Annotated in this window: 14 protein-coding genes; 7 read left to right on the top strand and 7 right to left on the bottom strand. The window is 60.3% G+C overall.

The window, feature by feature from the left end; all coding sequences use genetic code 11:
- Positions 1-182: 182 nt before the first annotated feature.
- The 6 genes from radC to KDW95_RS01305 all read left to right on the top strand — a co-directional run bounded on the left by radC (position 183) and on the right by KDW95_RS01305 (position 5,538).
- Positions 183-680 (top strand): RadC family protein, encoded by a 498-nt coding sequence (gene radC, locus KDW95_RS01330; protein WP_255854424.1) that lies wholly within the window; start codon positions 183-185, stop codon positions 678-680.
- A gap of 193 nt (positions 681-873) precedes the next feature.
- Positions 874-1,299, top strand: coding sequence for a TIGR03757 family integrating conjugative element protein (locus tag KDW95_RS01325; RefSeq protein ID WP_255854423.1), 426 nt, complete (start codon positions 874-876; stop codon positions 1,297-1,299).
- Entirely contained in the window at positions 1,296-2,231 is a 936-nt protein-coding gene (locus KDW95_RS01320; protein WP_255854422.1) for a TIGR03756 family integrating conjugative element protein, read from the top strand. The genes KDW95_RS01325 and KDW95_RS01320 overlap by 4 nt, the downstream gene beginning before the upstream one ends.
- Before the next feature lie 91 nt (positions 2,232-2,322).
- Entirely contained in the window at positions 2,323-3,642 is a 1,320-nt protein-coding gene (locus KDW95_RS01315) for an integrating conjugative element protein (protein ID WP_441813621.1), read from the top strand.
- Positions 3,639-3,989 carry a hypothetical protein gene (locus KDW95_RS01310; protein ID WP_255854420.1) on the top strand — a complete coding sequence of 117 codons (351 nt, stop codon included), beginning with the start codon at positions 3,639-3,641 and terminating at the stop codon, positions 3,987-3,989. The genes KDW95_RS01315 and KDW95_RS01310 overlap by 4 nt, the downstream gene beginning before the upstream one ends.
- A gap of 25 nt (positions 3,990-4,014) precedes the next feature.
- Positions 4,015-5,538 (top strand): conjugal transfer protein TraG N-terminal domain-containing protein, encoded by a 1,524-nt coding sequence (locus KDW95_RS01305; protein ID WP_255854419.1) that lies wholly within the window; start codon positions 4,015-4,017, stop codon positions 5,536-5,538.
- Between the two features lie 13 nt (positions 5,539-5,551).
- On the opposite strand, the gene KDW95_RS01300 is transcribed toward KDW95_RS01305, so the two are convergent.
- The 3 genes from KDW95_RS01300 to KDW95_RS01290 are packed head-to-tail and all read right to left on the bottom strand — an operon-like array spanning position 5,552 to position 6,731.
- Entirely contained in the window at positions 5,552-5,923 is a 372-nt protein-coding gene (locus KDW95_RS01300) for a DUF3742 family protein (RefSeq protein ID WP_255854418.1), read from the bottom strand.
- 29 nt (positions 5,924-5,952) lie between these two features.
- Entirely contained in the window at positions 5,953-6,411 is a 459-nt protein-coding gene (locus tag KDW95_RS01295; protein WP_255854417.1) for a type II toxin-antitoxin system YhaV family toxin, read from the bottom strand.
- Positions 6,411-6,731: a type II toxin-antitoxin system PrlF family antitoxin gene (locus KDW95_RS01290; protein ID WP_255854416.1), complete on the bottom strand. Its 321-nt coding sequence runs from the start codon at positions 6,729-6,731 to the stop codon at positions 6,411-6,413. Before KDW95_RS01290 ends, KDW95_RS01295 begins: the two co-directional genes overlap by 1 nt.
- Positions 6,732-7,074: 343 nt before the next feature.
- Between KDW95_RS01290 and mobH the strand changes: the two genes are divergently transcribed.
- Positions 7,075-8,952 carry a MobH family relaxase gene (mobH, locus tag KDW95_RS01285; protein WP_255854415.1) on the top strand — a complete coding sequence of 626 codons (1,878 nt, stop codon included), beginning with the start codon at positions 7,075-7,077 and terminating at the stop codon, positions 8,950-8,952.
- Positions 8,953-9,336: 384 nt separating this feature from the next.
- Here the strand turns inward: mobH and KDW95_RS01280 are convergent, their stop codons facing one another.
- The 4 genes from KDW95_RS01280 to KDW95_RS01265 all read right to left on the bottom strand — a co-directional run bounded on the left by KDW95_RS01280 (position 9,337) and on the right by KDW95_RS01265 (position 16,838).
- Positions 9,337-12,738 carry an adenylate/guanylate cyclase domain-containing protein gene (locus KDW95_RS01280; RefSeq protein ID WP_255854414.1) on the bottom strand — a complete coding sequence of 1,134 codons (3,402 nt, stop codon included), beginning with the start codon at positions 12,736-12,738 and terminating at the stop codon, positions 9,337-9,339.
- A 532-nt stretch (positions 12,739-13,270) separates the two neighbouring features.
- On the bottom strand, positions 13,271-14,965 hold the full coding sequence (locus KDW95_RS01275; protein ID WP_255854413.1) for an electron transfer flavoprotein-ubiquinone oxidoreductase: 1,695 nt from the start codon (positions 14,963-14,965) through the stop codon (positions 13,271-13,273).
- Between the two features lie 188 nt (positions 14,966-15,153).
- Positions 15,154-16,089: an electron transfer flavoprotein subunit alpha/FixB family protein gene (locus KDW95_RS01270; protein ID WP_255854412.1), complete on the bottom strand. Its 936-nt coding sequence runs from the start codon at positions 16,087-16,089 to the stop codon at positions 15,154-15,156.
- Entirely contained in the window at positions 16,089-16,838 is a 750-nt protein-coding gene (locus tag KDW95_RS01265) for an electron transfer flavoprotein subunit beta/FixA family protein (protein WP_255854411.1), read from the bottom strand. The genes KDW95_RS01270 and KDW95_RS01265 overlap by 1 nt, the downstream gene beginning before the upstream one ends.
- Positions 16,839-16,967: the final 129 nt, after the last annotated feature.

The raw sequence follows: 16,967 nt of genomic DNA, 5'->3' as shown, positions 1-16,967 counted from the left end.
GCGATCTTGAAGGCTACGGTGTGACATCCGTCACGCTGATCGTAACCCCAGTCCGCTTTGCATCCCCTGCGCGGATGACCGTCTGACGGCGGTGGATGCAACCTTGATCACAGACCCTGGAGGCCTTGCCCTCCTGGGTCGGCGCCTCCTCACATTTCCCGGAAATTCCCAGGAGGCATCCCATGACAACCCCTGTTGCCATCAACGACAGCGCCAGCCTGCTCGACCTGCTGGATAGCCAGCACGAGGAGTGGCTTATCGCCCGTGCCATCGAAATCACAGAGCGACGCCTCTTCGAGCGCAGCGTCACCCTGCAAAACCCATCCGAGGTACGAGATTTTCTGCGCTTCAAACTCAACCGCGAGCGCAATGAAGTGTTCTCGTTGCTGTTCCTCGATAACCGGCATCGCGTCATAGCCTTTGAAATCCTGTTCAAGGGCACCATCGATGCATCATCGGTGTATCCCAGAGTCGTTCTGTCTCGCTCGCTGGACCAGAATGCGGCGGCCGTGATCATGGCACACAACCACCCGTCAGGCGTAACCGAACCCAGCCAGGCCGACCTGGCCATCACGGAGCGGTTGAAGTCACTGCTATCGGCGGTGGACGTCCGTGTGCTGGACCACTTCATCGTCGGCGAGGGGCAACCCTACTCCTTCGCCGAGCATGGGCTGATATAGCCCTGCCTTCCCGGCAGCGACTGCGCCCCTGTGGGCGCGGCTCGCTGCCACCGCCTCGCCATTCAAGCAGCACTTACCAGACAACATCACAGCCACCGCCCCAATAGGGAATTGCCAGGGTGCGTATTGTTCGTGGTGCACAGCTCCCGCTTCGAGTGCACTAGCCAAGTCATCCACCCACGGGCAAACACGCATGCACCCTGTTCACTTCAACTCCAGGAAACGCCTGACGGCTCTGACGCTGTTGCTGGTCAGCGGCACCGCCACAGCAACCGAGGTCTGGGTGATCACCGATAGCCAACACCCTGTCACCGGTACGCGTCCCCCCGATCGCGTCATCGAGCTGGATGCACCGCAGGGCCTCGAAGCGCAGCTGTCCGCCCGGTTACCCCGTGATCCACAACACGCCTCCGACCTTGCACAGCAGCGGCTGGCGCAGGTTGACCAGAAATGGCAGCAACGTCTGCAGCGCGCCTACCAGGGCGTGGTCGATGTCTGGGCCCTGGGTATCACCAAGCTTCCGGCGGTCGTGGTGGATCGGCGCTACGTCGTCTATGGCACGTCTGACCTCGACCAGGCGCTCGGGCAGATCGCACACTATCGCCAGGAGCAGCCATGAAGATCCCGCAACGTCTGCGACTCGGGTCCGCCATCGTGCTGCTCGGCACGGCAACACCGGGCGCCGCCCTTACGACCTCCACCATCCTGCAATCGGCTCTGTCACCAGACTGCCTTGAATACCGGGTCGTGGGCATCTGTTACTGGCTGCACTGCTCGTCGAGCGGCTGTAGGGTACGCACCTCGGTCAAGGTACGCCATTATGTGCCCGATGCCGTGGTATCGAGCTACAGCAACACCGGAGACACCCCCTGGGGCGAGGTGCGGGCGATGAGCCTGCCCAACCCGACGGCACAGGCCGGTGGCGATGGCACCACCAACCAGGAGCATGAAAACAACCTCGCCAAATTCAAGAACGCCGACGTCATCGGCCACCCGGGTGCCAAGCTGTTCAGTCAATTCACGGCCGGCTTCGGCTACCGTTGCGACGGTGCCGGCACGGCCTTCATGCCCTATCTGCTCAGCACCCTCGATACCCTCGCCTGGCGCTACAACCTGCCCGAGGCCGCCTATCCGGAAGCGCTGACACCCGGCCTGCGCGAGATCGGCAGCCGCAGCACGCTGAACCTCTGGGGCAACGTCTACCCACGCGGCGGCTTTCTGCACCAGGCCGACGACCACAAGGCCGGCGCCATCGTCGCCCAGCGCGCCGGCGATATCGTCACCCGCCGCGGCCAGCCGCATGTCTACCAGCCCCTGCTGTCCGACGCTCGGGACGGCTACTGGCCGGCCGGTGCATTAGTGGAAAGCGATGCCGCGACCGGCAAGTGGCAGCCACTGACGCCGAGGCTGTCCATGTCCTGCGCGGTATTCCCGCACGACGGTCCGCTGGCCCAAGCCCGCCAAGGCGACTATGCCTGGGCACTGTGGCGGCCGTACAGCTGCTGTAAGCGGCGGGGCCAGCGTTTTCTCGGTAGCGTGGACTTCGACTGAGGACACAAGGATGTACCCTGCAGACAACCTGAACACATCAAACCGCTTACTGCGCCGCTGCCGGTGTTCGGCATTACTGGCAGGCACACTTGTGCTGGCTGGCAACTTGGCAGCGGCGCAGACCACGATCAGCAGCAACGGCTTTCAGACCAGCGGCAGCGTCATTGGCGACGAGGTCATGTACTCCATCGGCGGCGGCAACGCCGTATCGATGAGCGGCGCGGCGAGTATGCGCTCCATCGGGGTTGGCGCCGGCTGGAACAGCAATCTGGTGTGCGGCGACCTGTCGATCTCGACCACCATCCAGAACCAGCTCAATGGCCTGACCGACGGCTTCCAGACCCTCATGTCATCGGTAATCCAGAACGCCACCAGTGCGGTCGCCTCGTTGCCGGCGCTGATCATCCAGCGCGCCGACCCCGGTCTCTACAACCTGCTGACCAATGGCATCTTGCAGGCCCGGCTCGACTTCGACCGCTCCAAGTTAACCTGCCGGGCGATGGCCAACCGCATGGCCGACATGGCCGGCGGCCAACGGGGCTGGAACCAGCTGTCGGAAGGCATGGTGCTGCAGCAGGCCGTGGCCAGCACCGACGCCGTCTCCGCCATCGAACAGGCAGAGACCAGCAAGGGCAATGAGGGCGTGCCCTGGGTGGGTGGCAGCAACGCCGGCGGTGCCGGGCAGCCGTCGATCAAGGTGGTGGGTGACATTACCCGTGCCGGCTACAACCTGGTCAATGGCCGCAGCGTGACCGACGCCTCAGCCATCGATCCGTCCAGTTGTGCCAGCCTGGCCTGCCGGACCTGGTCGTCACCCCAGATGGCGGTCGACTGGGCCACTCGCGTGCTGGGCGAACAGGAACAGCGTACCTGCGAGACCTGCACCAAGACCGAGACTGTGCCCGGGGTCGGGCTGACGCCGCTGATCCAGGATGCGTACGACAGCACGCTGCAGGCGCTGCAGCAGCTGGTCACCGGTGCCCGCCCCACCACGCGTGAGGCCGGCAGCGCCTCGCTGCCGATCACCCGCGGCGTCATCGAGGCACTGCGCGACGAACCCGATCAGGCCATTCTGGCTCACCGACTGGCATCCGAGGTGGCGCTGTCCTCGGTGCTGGAAAAAGCCCTGCTGCTGCAGCGCACATTGTTGACCGGCCAGAAGGAACCCAATGTGGCGGCCAACCAGCTGGCCGTCGACGCTATCGACCGCGAGAGCGACCTGCTCGACCGGGAGATCCGCAACCTCAAGACCGAACTGGAACTGCGGCGGGAACTGGCCAACAACGCGCCTATGGCAATCATCCAGCGCCATCGCGCCCGTGCTGCCGGTTCCCGCGGTATCTACGAAGGCGATCCGGTACCGGACCGCCTGCACCAGCTGCAGCAACCGTCGAACGGAGGCACACCTTGAGTCGCGCGGGGCTGCGCTTGCACGGGCTGCTCAATCGCCGCGTGGGAATAGCACTGCTTGGGACAGCAGGCCTGATCGCCGCGGTGATCGCAGCCAACCTCCTCGGCATCTACCTGTTGGGCAGCCTCGAGCACTGGGCACGCTGGCTGGCGCAGACGTCGGGGTATTTTCTGCTGTGGCGGCTGTGCCTATATACGATAACGGCCTGGGGATGGCGCTGGATGCGTCGGCGTCTGCTCAGGCGTGAGCCCGACAGGGCGTCACGCCGGCGCCTGGTCCGCACCGAGATTGCCGGTGTAGTGACGATAGTCACGCTGGAATGCAGCTTGCTGCTCCGGGACCTTTAGTAAGAACGTAAGCGGAGAGCTTGGTGTGACGCTCTATACCACCGACTATCTGGAATATTACCTGACGCTCCTGGGCTGGATCGTCCATAACGGCATCTGGTCCGTGTTGGTGGCGAGCGGTGTATTCGCCCTGCCGTTCCTGGCGATCATCCTGCAGGAATGGCTCAAGGCCCGCAGCGAGGGCGCGGACGAAGGCAACAAGGGCGTGCTGTCGGCAATGCGCATTGAGAACCGGGTCTGGGTGGCCATCGTGGTGATCCTGTTCGCTGGCATTCCGTTCATCGACGTCGACCTCAATACCCTCCGCTTCGACGCATCGCGCTCTCAGCAGTGCCAGGTTAATGTACCCGCACCCAGCGACACGGGCTGGGGCCAGTCGTTCACCACGCTCAATCATCAGAGCGCCAAGGTACCGGTATGGTGGGCCTTCATGCACACGCTGTCACGCGCGGTGACCGGTGCCTCCGTAGCCGCCATCCCCTGCGGCACCGACCTGCGGCAAATGCGCATGGAGATCGACGCCAGCCGCATTGACGACCCGCTGCTGGCCCAGGAAGTAGCCGACTTTACCCACGACTGTTACGGCCCGGCGCGCGCCAAGCTCTTCATGAGCCGCCCACAGCTGGACGAAACCCAGATGCACGATGTCTCCTGGATCGGCTCGCGCTATTTTGTCCAGACCGGTGGCTACTACGACCGTTACCATACCAGTACGCCGCGCGACGGCTGGCCCTACGACAGCACCCGCGATGCGGGCCTCGCCCAGGTCTCGAGCGGCGCCGGCTACCCCACCTGCCGGCAGTGGTGGAGCGATAACGGCACAGGGCTGCGTGCCCGCTTGCTGGCTGAGGTCGATCCCGATCTGCTATCCCGGCTGGCCAACTGGGCTGGTTTTCTGAGCCGCGCCGCGGTCGATGACTCCGTGATCCGCGCCATCGCGGCTCCGCGCCAACAGAGGCTCAACCAGGGCAGCGTCTACACCGACTACGGTGGCCGAATCGACAAGACGGTGCCCAACATCGTCACCCGGGCAGCAGCCGATGTCGGGCTGTCCATCGGTGCCCTGGGCCTGTTCCCGGCGATGGATGTGATGCGGCAGGCCTTGCCGATGGTGCTGTCGTTCCTGAAGATGGCACTGGTGATCTGCATTCCGCTGGTGCTGGTCATCGGCACCTACGACCTAAAATCACTGGTCACCATTAGCATCGTGCAATTCGCGCTCTTTTTCGTCGACTTCTGGTTCCAGCTCGCGCGCTGGATCGACTCGACCATCCTCGACGCGCTCTATGGCTGGGGTTGGGGCTGGAACCGGCCGCACGCCAACTTCGATCCGGTGATGGGCTTGAACAATGCGTTCGGCGATATGTTGCTGAACTTCGTGATGGCGACAATGTTCCTGATTCTGCCCGCATTCTGGGTTACAGCCTTAGCCTGGGCTGGCGTGAGGGCGGGTAACGCACTTCAAGGACTGGCAAACGGCACGAGGGATGCGGGCCAAACAGGAGGCAAAGGCTCAGATCTTCTGATCAGCGGGGCTAAGAAGAAGTAGATGATCGGTAGGCTCAATCGTCTTCAAAGCGAGGATCGGGGTCGTCGTTGAAGCACATCGGATGATAGAAGAGGCTCTCACGGTGATCTCTTTCTTCAGCTTTTCGCCCCAGGAAATCGGGCTCCTCAGCCACGTTATCTTGCTGCATCCAAACGACCACGCCAGCAACCACAATCAGCAGCGCCAACCAAAACGCGGCGTAGAGCAGCACACCCAGCAGAGCCAGCTTGGCGATCCACAGCAGCGCGGAGGCCACTCCGCCGGGCACGCCTTGTGCCACCAGCCAGCCCAGTAACTGCCGCTCCTGGCGCACATAGCCTCGCCATCCCCGACCGAGCCAGCAGCCAAAGCGCTCTGCGGTGCTGATATGAGTTTTCGTGTTCATGGATGTCACCTACTGTCGTCCTTACAGTGTTAACCCGATGTGCTCCAATTCTCGTGGCTGGCGGCCTTCAAGGCCTCCCAATCCGTGGGCGGATGGCCGCGACCGAGCATCTTCTCGAAGACCGCGTACGGATCGGACTTGCTGCCCGCTGAGCGCAACGTCTGCTCATCGTTGACCCAGGCAAAGATGATGACTTTCGCCTTTGAATCATAGCGGAAGAACAGCCGAAAGCGCCTCCCGATCTTGGCCCGGCGCCAATGTCGATGGGCTGACCCCAGCGTATTGCCCTGACGGTACTCGTCCCGAGCAGGATCACTCGGCACCACCTCCAGTATCAGCTGGCTTAGCGCCCGGAACAATTTGACGTTGGCATTGGACTCGAAGCCTGTTGGATCCTTCTGCTCGGCACGCTGCGCCGCCACATGCAACTTCTGCAACTGTTCAACCACACAGTCGTGGAATAACAGCGTCCATCCCTGTTGCTGCATCAGATCACCACGTCACCCTGGATCTCCTCGTCCAGGTCGACGCTGCGGCCGGCCTGTGCCAGCATCGCCTGCGCCAGATCCTCCGGGAGTGTCTGGACATGACGACCGGACTGGATGCCGCTGGCCAGCAGGTCAAGGAAGGCACCAATGGCCGGATCTTCGTGCTCCGCACCTGCACGTGTAACGACAACCTGCCCGTTTTCCCCAAGATCGAAAGCAATCTTGCCACCGACATCGACTCCCAGCGCCTGCCGGATCGGCTTGGGCAACGTAATCTGCCCCTTGGACGTCAGTGTAGCCACTTCATGAATACCGGGCATGATCGCGCTCCTGTAGGTATTTTGCATGCCCAAAGAGTAAGAAATATTCCTTACCCTGTCAATCCAACCTCGATCCTGTCCGTCGTGTCGCTGCATATCGATATCCAAGCTGCCGTGAAAGACCGCATCCTATACTCGAAACAGCCTGCCTTCTGCCCGCAATACGACGCGCTGCAAAACCCATTGATCATGGCCGAGCCCCCCGGCGTTGCCCTATAGCAAAGGGCTTAGCAAGGCAAAACGGTAAAGGGCCCTGAATGGATAATGGAATGGCTGCGAGGGGAAAGGCCCTATCCGAAAAGGCCAAAAGGCTCCCTCACCTGTCTATCGACTGGAGGTGAAAATGCTATCGCTGCTTCGGCGTAAATGGCCCCCTCCGGTACCAGAGACATCCGTTTCCCAGTCTCCTGAGTTCCCTAACGATCTGCCTGCCGGACTGTTCCAGCCCGAATCCGCCACATCGCTGCTAGCAACACCCCGCCGACAGAAGCTGCTGGAGCATATCTGGCAGCGCACCGCCCTGTCGCACCAGCAGTTCGCCTGGCTATACCGCGCCCCTCTCGAGCGCTACGCCGAGCTGGTGCAACAATTCCCTGCCTCTGAAAGCCACCACCATGCCTACCCTGGCGGCATGCTCGATCATGGCCTGGAGATCGTGGCCTATGCACTGAAGCTACGACAATCCCACCTGCTGCCCGCCGGCGCCTCGCCCGAGGATCAGTCGGCCCAGTCCGAAGCCTGGACGGCCGCCACGGCCTATGCCGCGCTGCTGCACGATATCGGCAAACTCGCCGTGGACATGCACGTCGAATATGAAGACGGGGGCATCTGGCATCCCTGGCATGGCCCGTTGCAACAGCCCTATCGTTTCCGCTACCGCGATAACCGGGTGTACCGCCTGCACAGCGCAGCCACCGGCCTGCTCTACCATCAGTTGTTCGACCGGAACATCCTTGACTGGCTCAGCGACTACCCGGCACTCTGGTCGGCCCTGCTTTATGTGCTGGCCGGCCAGTACGAGCATGCCGGCGTCCTGGGCGATCTGGTCATCCAGGCCGACCGCGCGTCGGTCGCCCAAGAACTAAGCGGTGATCCGGCCAAGGCCATGGCCGCACCGAAACACGCGCTGCAACGCAAACTGCTCGACGGCCTGCGCTACCTGCTCAAGCAAGAGCTGAAGTTGAACCAGCCCCAGGCCTCCGATGGCTGGCTGACCCAGGATGCGCTCTGGCTGGTGAGCAAAACGGTCTCAGACAAGCTGCGCGCGCACCTGCTGTCCCAGGGCATAGACGGTATACCGGCGAACAACTCCGCGGTATTCGATGTACTGCAGGATCACGGCATCTTGCAACCCAATCCCGAGGGCAAGGCAATCTGGAAAGCCACCATCACCAGCGAAACCGGTTGGTCGCACAGTTTCACGCTGTTGCGGCTGGCGCCGGCCCTGATCTGGGAGGCGAACGAACGTCCGGAGCCGTTCACCGGCAGCGTAACGGTGGAAACGCCAAACGCCGAGACGACCAGCGCTATCGATGCCGTTCCCAATATTGATCCCGGTGCTGATATTGCCGCCACCGCTCCGCCCGGCCCCCCTTCGGAACAGGACTCCAAGCAAGAATTTGCGAACGAAACAGCGCCAAAATCAGCCCAAAATTCAGATGATCAACCCGATGTGATTGAGAACCTGCTCTCAATGCTCGATATGCCCGATCTGAGCTCCGCGACCACATTACTAGCGAAACCGACTGACTCGGCGAATACGGCGGCCAATGCCAACGATCTGGCGGCAAAGCCGCTGGCCAACTCACTCTCGTCGACGCAGACGGCGAAAGAGCAACCTTCGGGCGAGCATTTCATGTCCTGGCTGAAGCAGGGTATCCAGTCACGAAAGCTGATCATCAATGATGCCAAAGCCCTGGTGCACACCGTGGCAAATACCGTATTCCTAGTCAGCCCCGGTGTGTTCCAGCGTTATGCGCAGGAGCATCCCCAGATCGCCACCAAGGCCAAGGACAACCAGCAGCAGGACTGGCAGTGGATACAGAAGCGCTTCGAGAAAATGCAGCTACACCGCAAGCAGCAGAACGGGTTGAATATCTGGACCTGCGAAGTAACGGGGCCGCGCAAGTCACGTCGCTTGCACGGGTACCTGCTGCAGTCCCCAAGTCATCTGTTCGATGAGATCCCGCTAAATAACTCTTACCTAGATATAATGAATTGACCTGCCCAAGCTCCCCGAGCACGTGGATTACACATCAAGAAACCAGCACTTCAAACGCAGAGCCATATTCGAGATAGGCAGGCATGGAGAACTTTAGCTAAGACACCGGCCTGGACATACACAAAGGCGGCATTACAGTGACGATTGCCCAGGCGGGCCGGTACGAACTTGTGTATTACAGAAAAATTCCGAACATGTCCCCGGGAATTCCGACCCTCGGCCCTAGAGAGAGGGAGCTCCACGACGAAGACAAGTCAGGCGGTTCCGACCCGCGCATACCAGAGTGATCTACCGTCGTTAACGCTACGCCTGCTCTGACCCTAATGCTTTCCTGAGGCCAGAATGATACGAACTTGAACGATCACATTGACAGGTCAATACATATCAGAGGTTTCGAATTGATGATGGATCATTGCAGCGATCGATTAACGCCCGTGACGCCTTAATATCGGCTGTTTCAAAACCCTCGTTAAAAAGGCCGGACAATGCTGTCAGCAGCTCTCGTGTTTCACTTCTACGTCCTTGGTTTAGCCAGAGCCGTCCCAGGTCACAGGCGGCCCTGAGTTCCAGCAGCCGCGCGCCCTGTACACGCGCTATGTCCATCGCCCGGTGATAACAATGCTCTGCTTTGCGCTGCCGCCTATCGAGCATTAATTTATTTTCCACGTCGAGCAGTGTTAAGACCCCTTGAAGCCGGTACAGCTCGGCGATATAAAAACGCTCCTGCGTCTGAACTAGTCTGGCCTGCGTCAGAACCGAGCGCGCCTGCCCAATGAGGCCCGCACGTGCGAGGCTGCCCGCCAGCAGTACCATGAAATGCATTTGCCAGAGATTCGCACCCGTTGCTTGGTACTCCGCCACCCCCTGCTGCAACTGCCGCAGCCCCTCATCCACCTGCCCGAGATCACCCAGCGCCCGCCCCTTAACAACAGCCGCCCAAGCCGACCAGAATGGAAACCCCTGTTCATCGGCAAGAGCGATTGCGGCACCTGCACGCTCCAGCGATAGCTGCGTTTCACCACGTTGCAGATGCAGTTCGGCGGCAAAGCCCAGCGCGAATACCCTGTCCAGAGGTTGCGAAAACGCAGTATTCTGCCTCAGAACATCATCGACATATTGCAACGCCTGATCCGGAAGACCCTGCCATGCCAGGACAAGCGCCAAAAACGGCAGCACAAGCGCTTCGGTATCCATGCCGAAGGGGATCGACTGCCCATATTGCTGGTGCGGGTCGAAAAAAGACAATGCCTGCTCCAGGTGAGCGCGAGCAGTCACAAAATCTCCGATAAAAAACAGAACCACGCCGAGCGTGCGGTGTGCATGCATGAAGAAAACCGGTTCCTTCATAGCGCCAGCCAGCGTGATCAACTGCTCTGCCAGAGTGCGAGCGTCCTGCAACTGTCCGCGAACCAGGTAGAATGCGTTAAGCCCCATTAGCGCCGTAAAGTGCTGAGACGTATGGGCGGCCTGAGGGCACAATTCGAGCGCACGCCTATAGCTGAGTTCAACCTCATTGGCGCCATAACCACGCACAGCCATCCACGCAAGCCCGAGGTTCAGCTGCAAGGTGAGCTCTTCATGTATGCGATCAGTTTCGTCTGGCAGTTTTGGTAACAAGTGCAGTGCTGCTTCAAGCAAATCGATAGCTTCGAGGTTCGCACAATGCTGCACCGCGTGCTGTCCCGCACGACGCAGATACTCCACGGCTTTGGCTCCATTGTTGCTGCGACGGTAGTGATGCGCGAGTTCGGTATAGTGATTATCAAGGTCAGAGCTGAATTGCCGCTCAATGGCTACGGCAATAGACTCGTGAAGTTCGCTGCGACGGCTGTGTAGTAAAGAATCGTAGGCCACCTGATGGGTAAGGCCGTGCTTGAAGCTGTACTCAACTTCAGGAAAAGCCGGACACTCAAAGAGGTACTCCCGGGCCTGCAATCGCAGCAACAAGTCCCGCAGACGTTGCGGTGGCAGATCCACGACAGCCTGTGCCAAACTCCACGTGAACCGTTTGCCAACGACGGCGCAGCGTTGCAACAGGCGTTTTTCTTCATTGCCTAGGCGATCAATTCGGGCATTGAGCACTCCCTGCACTGTCACGGGAATATGCAGCATCTGCGGCCGGTGCGAAAGCTTGAAGTCCCCCCGTCTCCCTTTGAGCACACCCTCTTCAACCAAGGTCTGTACCACTTCCTCGGTAAAAAACGGATTACCTTCTGTTCTTTCCAGAATGGCAATTTTCAGAGCCAGGAGGCTGGCGTCGCTTCCCAGCAATACGTTTAGTAACTCTTTACTATCATCGGTATCCAGAACCTCCAGTCGCAATGGCGCAGGCGTAGCGCCAGCAAGCCAGTCATGGGCATACTCAGGACGAAAGTTCAGCAACAGCAAGATCGCGCTGTCGTTAAGCGACTCAGACAAATACCGGATAAAGGACTCAGTTTCGGAATCTAGCCACTGCAAGTCCTCAAAAATCAGCACCAGCGGACGCGTACTGCTCACCTGCACCAACAGGCGTCGAATGGCCTCGAAAACTCGCAGCCGCCTAACCTGAGCATCCATTGTGGCGAGTGTTGATGTCGGCTCTTCGACCCCCAGCACAAAATACAGGTAGGGCAGTTGCGCCTGTAACGAGCCACCCAGGTTGTGAACCTGCGACTCGATCCTGTGGCGCCAAGCCGCGCCCTTGTCCTGTTCGCTGAGCCGAAAGCACTGTTTAAGCAGTTCGATCAAGGGCATGTAGGCGAACGCCTTGCCATGGGAGACAGAGAAGGTTTCCAGAACAGTAAATGTATCAGGCAACAGATCTTTGAACTCATGGAAAAGACGCGATTTACCCACTCCGGGATCCCCTGACACTGCCAGGAGCCGTCCATGCCCGTTCTGCACCCAAGGAAGCACATTACGCAATACCGCCAGCTCGTCTTTGCGTCCAACAAAACGCACCAGGCCACGACGCTCCGCCACCTGAAGGCGTGTGCGCAAAGGAAACGCATTAACCGCCTGATAGACTTGCACAGGCTCCGACACTCCCTTGAGCGTATGCGGCCCCAGCGGCTTGAAATTGACGTAACCATCCGTAAGCCCGAATGTCTGCTCACTGACGAGAATCGTGCCGGGCTCGGCCTGCCCCTCCAGCCGTGAGGCAATATGAATCGCATTGCCGACGGGCTCACAGCTGTGGCTCAGGCCCGCCGAGGCAATAGTACGCACGACGACTTCTGCGGTATGAATACCGACCCTGATTCTAGGCACCGCTTCACTCTGGGACAGGGCCTCCTGCATCCTTAACGCTGCATAAAGCGCACGCCGCGGATGATCCTCATGGCTGATAGGCGCACCGAAGAGTGCGAGAATACCGTCTCCCATCGACTTGGCTACGTAGCCGCCGTAGTGTTCGACTGCCTCCACCATGACGGCCAGCACCGGATCAATCAGAGCGCCGGCATCTTCCGGATCAAGCGCGCTAATCAATGCTGTCGAGTTCGCTATATCGGCAAATAGCGCCGTGATGATTTTTCGTTCCGCCAGCTGCTCTGTGGGAGAACCTTGCAACGGCGACCACAACACAGTCTCCGGCCCCGGCTCTTCATGCGGTTCAGTTTTCGTGATATCCGCCGACGCGGCCTCGCTTACCAAACCCAACGGGTGACCACACTGATGACAAAAACGCGCGGATGGCTCTGCTTCATATCCACAGCGAGGACAGGTTGCCGTCAGCACAACGCCACAGTGCTCGCAGAATCGGGCCGCGGACGGATTCTCTCTTTCACAGTTTTTACATTGCATAGGGCCTCGCAGAGCTCAGCACGGCTGGCAAGGTTTCTGCAGACACACCCGTTGCGCAGGCTTGAAGTACCATGAAAGCCCGCAGGTATTCGAGCCGCAGTTCAAACTGCCGAGTAAGCGCCTGCCTGTTTGAGCATCAACTCTATGAGCATAGTCGAAGCGAATTCTGGCCCGTGAGATACAGCAATGGATACCAGCAGCAAACACGGTTGGCAGAGGAATGAAACAGAGGAGCCGGGGACGTTCAGCAGCACCCGCCCACGGCGGCTCTTGCCAGTGGAGCGGGCAGTCAAATTCAGCGGAGTAAATGTATGATCCAGGCGGGACCAATGCTAACGGTGCACCGACGGGGGCCGCGGCCCAGATGATGCGATGCGACAAGAGATACAGAGCCCTGTACGGAGCCCTGGCAAAGTTCAACGATGGACTTCAACTATGGGCTACGTCAATTCGAATGGACCGCCCCGGGTGCTGCAGCACCCGGGAGCGCGCCTTGTTACTGACAGTTTAATCCAAGCACCGGTAGGAATGATCACATGTTCGGATAGGTCGGGCCACCGCCGCCTTCGGGCGTCACCCAGGTAATGTTCTGTGACGGATCCTTGATGTCGCAGGTTTTGCAGTGGACGCAGTTCTGGGCATTGATCTGAAAGCGTGGACCGCCCTCCTCTTCCACCACCTCGTAGACACCCGCCGGGCAAAAGCGCTGCGCCGGTTCCGCCCAGGTGGGCAGGTTGATGCCGATGGGGATGCTGGCATCCTTCAGCTGCAGATGGCTCGGCTGGTCTTCTTCGTGGTTGGTGTTGGAGAGGAACACCGATGACAGCTTGTCAAAACTCAGCTTGCCATCGGGTTTGGGGTAGTCGATCTTCTGGCTCTGGGCTGCGGGGCTGAGCTGGGCATAATCGGCCCGGGTGTCATGCAGCGTAAGCGGCAGCTTGCCGCCGCACAGATTCTGATCGACAAAGTTGAAGGCACCACCCAGCAGGGTACCGAACTTGTGCAGCGCCGGCCCAAAGTTGCGGCTGCGATAGAGTTCATCGTACAGCCAGGAGGCCCTGAAGGCCTCGGTAAAGGCGCTGATCTCCTGGCCTGCGCTGTCACTTTCGCCCAGGGCTTTGAACACACTCTCGGCGGCCAACAGGCCGGATTTCATCGCCGTGTGGGTGCCCTTGATCTTGGAGAAGTTCAAAGTGCCGGCGTCACAGCCGAGCAGGAGCGCACCCGGCATGGTCATTTTGGGCAGCGAGTTGAAACCGCCCTTGGTGATCGCCCGGGCGCCGTAGGACACGCGCTTGCCGCCTTCCAGGTACTGCTGGAACAGCGGATGATGCTTCATGCGCTGGAATTCGTCGAACGGGCTCAGCCAGGGGTTGCTGTAGTTCAGGTCGACGATCAGCCCCACCACCACCTGGTGGTTGTCGGCGTGGTAGAGAAAGAAGCCACCGGAGCCGCCCTCCTGTCCCTTGCCGACCAGCGGCCAGCCGGAGCCGTGCAGCACCAGGCCGGGCTGGTGTTTGGCGGGGTCGATGTCCCACAGTTCCTTGATGCCCAAACCGTAGTGCTGCGGATCGGCGTCCTGGTCCAGCGCAAAGCGCTCGATCAGCTGCTTGCCCAGGTGACCGCGGCAACCTTCGGTAAACAGGGTAACCTTGGCATGCAGCTCCATACCGGGCATGTAGCTGTCCTTGGGCTGGCCGTCCTGGCCGATGCCCATGTCACCGGTGGCGATACCCTTAACAGCCCCCTTGAACTCGCCATCTGCGTGATAGAGCACTTCGCTGGCGGCAAAGCCCGGGAAGATTTCCACGCCCAGGGCTTCGGCCTGCTCGGCCAGCCAGCGGCACAGGTTGCCAAGACTGGCGACATAGTTGCCCTGGTTGTGCATGGTCCTGGGCACCAGCGCATTGGGGATGCGCCGAGCAGACGTCGCATCGCCCAGCAGGTAAATCTGATCTTCAGTGACTGCCGTGGTCAGGGGCGCGCCGCGCTCTTTCCACTCGGGAAAGAGTTCAGCCAGGGCACGGGGTTCGATCACCGCGCCCGAGAGTATATGGGCACCGACTTCGGAGCCTTTTTCCACCACACAGACCGACAGCTCGCGCTCGGCATCCTGCGCCTGCTGCATCAGGCGAATGGCGGCGGACAGACCGGCGGGGCCTGCACCAACAATCACCACATCGAACTCCATCGATTCGCGCTCAGCAGCGTTCACGGCTTCGCTCATGGGGACTTACCTCTTGTTAGGGTGTGTAGTGGAACTAAAAAAGGGGTGGGTGAATTTCAGCGTGCGACTCACCCCGTACCTGCACGGCTGTGGCGGATAAAAAACAGGGGCCGGCGAGTGAAGCCCGCCCCTGAAGGCACCACGTTGAACTGTCGCTAAAACGCAGAAGCGCGCAACTGGATGAGCCTTTACAGGCCGGCTTCGAGCTCAGGCACGGCGTCGAACAGATCGGCAACCAAGCCATAATCCGCCACCTGGAAGATAGGCGCTTCTTCATCCTTGTTGATCGCAACGATCACCTTGGAGTCCTTCATGCCGGCCAGATGCTGGATGGCACCGGAAATACCCACGGCGATATAGAGCTCGGGCGCCACGATCTTGCCGGTCTGGCCGACCTGCATGTCGTTGGGTACAAAGCCCGCATCCACCGCCGCACGGGACGCACCCACGGCGGCGCCGAGCTTGTCGGCCACTTTTTCCAGCAGGGCGAAGTTCTCGCCGTTGCCCATGCCGCGACCACCGGAGATGATAACCCGCGCCGCCGTCAGCTCGGGGCGGTCCGACTTGGCGACTTCTTCGCCGACAAAGCGCGACAGCGCCGCATCATGCACCGCGGTCACGGCTTCAATGGTGGCAGAACCGCCCTCGGCGGCCACCGGATCAAAGGCCGTGCCACGCACGGTGATGACCTTGATGGCATCCAGCGATTTTACCGTCGCAATGGCGTTGCCGGCATAGATCGGGCGTTTGAAGGTATCAGCCGACTCGACCGAAACGATATCGGACAGCTGACCCACATCCAGCAGGGCCGCCACGCGGGGCAGCAGGTTCTTGCCGGTGGTGGTGGCCGGCGCCAGCACATACTCAAAACCGGCGGTTTTGGCCAGCTCTGCCACCAGCGGCGCGACGTTCTCGGCCAGCTGATGCCCATAGGCGGCGTTATCGGCCAGCAGGACCTTGCTGACACCGGCAACCTGCGCAGCCTGATCGGCCACGGCCTGGCAACCTTCACCCGCCACCAGCAGAGCGACATCGCCACCGATGGCCGCAGCTGCGGCAACGGTATTGAGCGTGGCCGGTTTCAGGATGCTGTTATCGTGTTCCGCAATAATCAGGGTCGCCATCAGATCACCTTCGCTTCGTTTTTCAGTTTTTCCACCAACTCGGCCACCGAGCCCACCTTGATACCGCCCTTGCGTTCGGCCGGCGGCTCAACACTCAGCAGTTCGATATGGGCGCGCAGCTCCACACCCAGATCCGCCGGGGTTTTCACGTCCAGCGGCTTCTTCTTGGCTTTCATGATGTTGGGCAAAGACGCATAACGCGGCTCGTTCAGGCGCAGGTCGGTGGTCACGATGGCGGGCAGCTTCAGACCCAGGGTCTGCAGGCCGCCGTCAACTTCGCGGGTCACCAGGGCTTCATCGCCCTCGATCTTCACTTCAGAGGCAAAGGTGCCCTGGGACAGGCCCGTCAGCGCCGCCAGCATCTGGCCGGTCTGGTTGTTATCGGAGTCGATCGCCTGCTTGCCGAGAATCACCAGGCCCGGCTGCTCGTCGGCCACGACCTTGGCCAGCAGCTTGGCGACCGACAGGGATTCGGGGCTGGTTTCGGTTTCGATATGGATACCGCGATCGGCACCCAGTGCCAGGGCGGTACGAATCTGTTCCTGCACGGCTTTGGGGCCGATGGAGACGACGATGACCTCAGTCGCCACGCCCGCTTCTTTCAGCCGCACCGCCTCTTCCACCGCGATCTCGCAGAAGGGGTTCAGCGCCATCTTGACGTTGGCGAGATCCACATCGCTGCGATCCGCCTTGACGCGCACCTTGACGTTGTAGTCGATCACTCTTTTAACTGTCACTAATACTTTCATATAAACCTCATCTTACGATTCACTGACCTGTACAACGTTGAAAACCGACTACCACTGGTCAGCCAAATGCTTCCATCACCCCATCTATACGCTGGAAATCGACGCCATCTTTCAGTAGCCGGTTAAAGT

It is taken from the genome of Marinobacterium rhizophilum, assembly GCF_024397915.1.
Classification (GTDB): domain Bacteria; phylum Pseudomonadota; class Gammaproteobacteria; order Pseudomonadales; family Balneatricaceae; genus Marinobacterium_A; species Marinobacterium_A rhizophilum_A.
The sequence above is the reverse complement of the archived record's forward strand: the minus strand, read 5'-3'. Positions and strand labels throughout refer to the sequence as shown.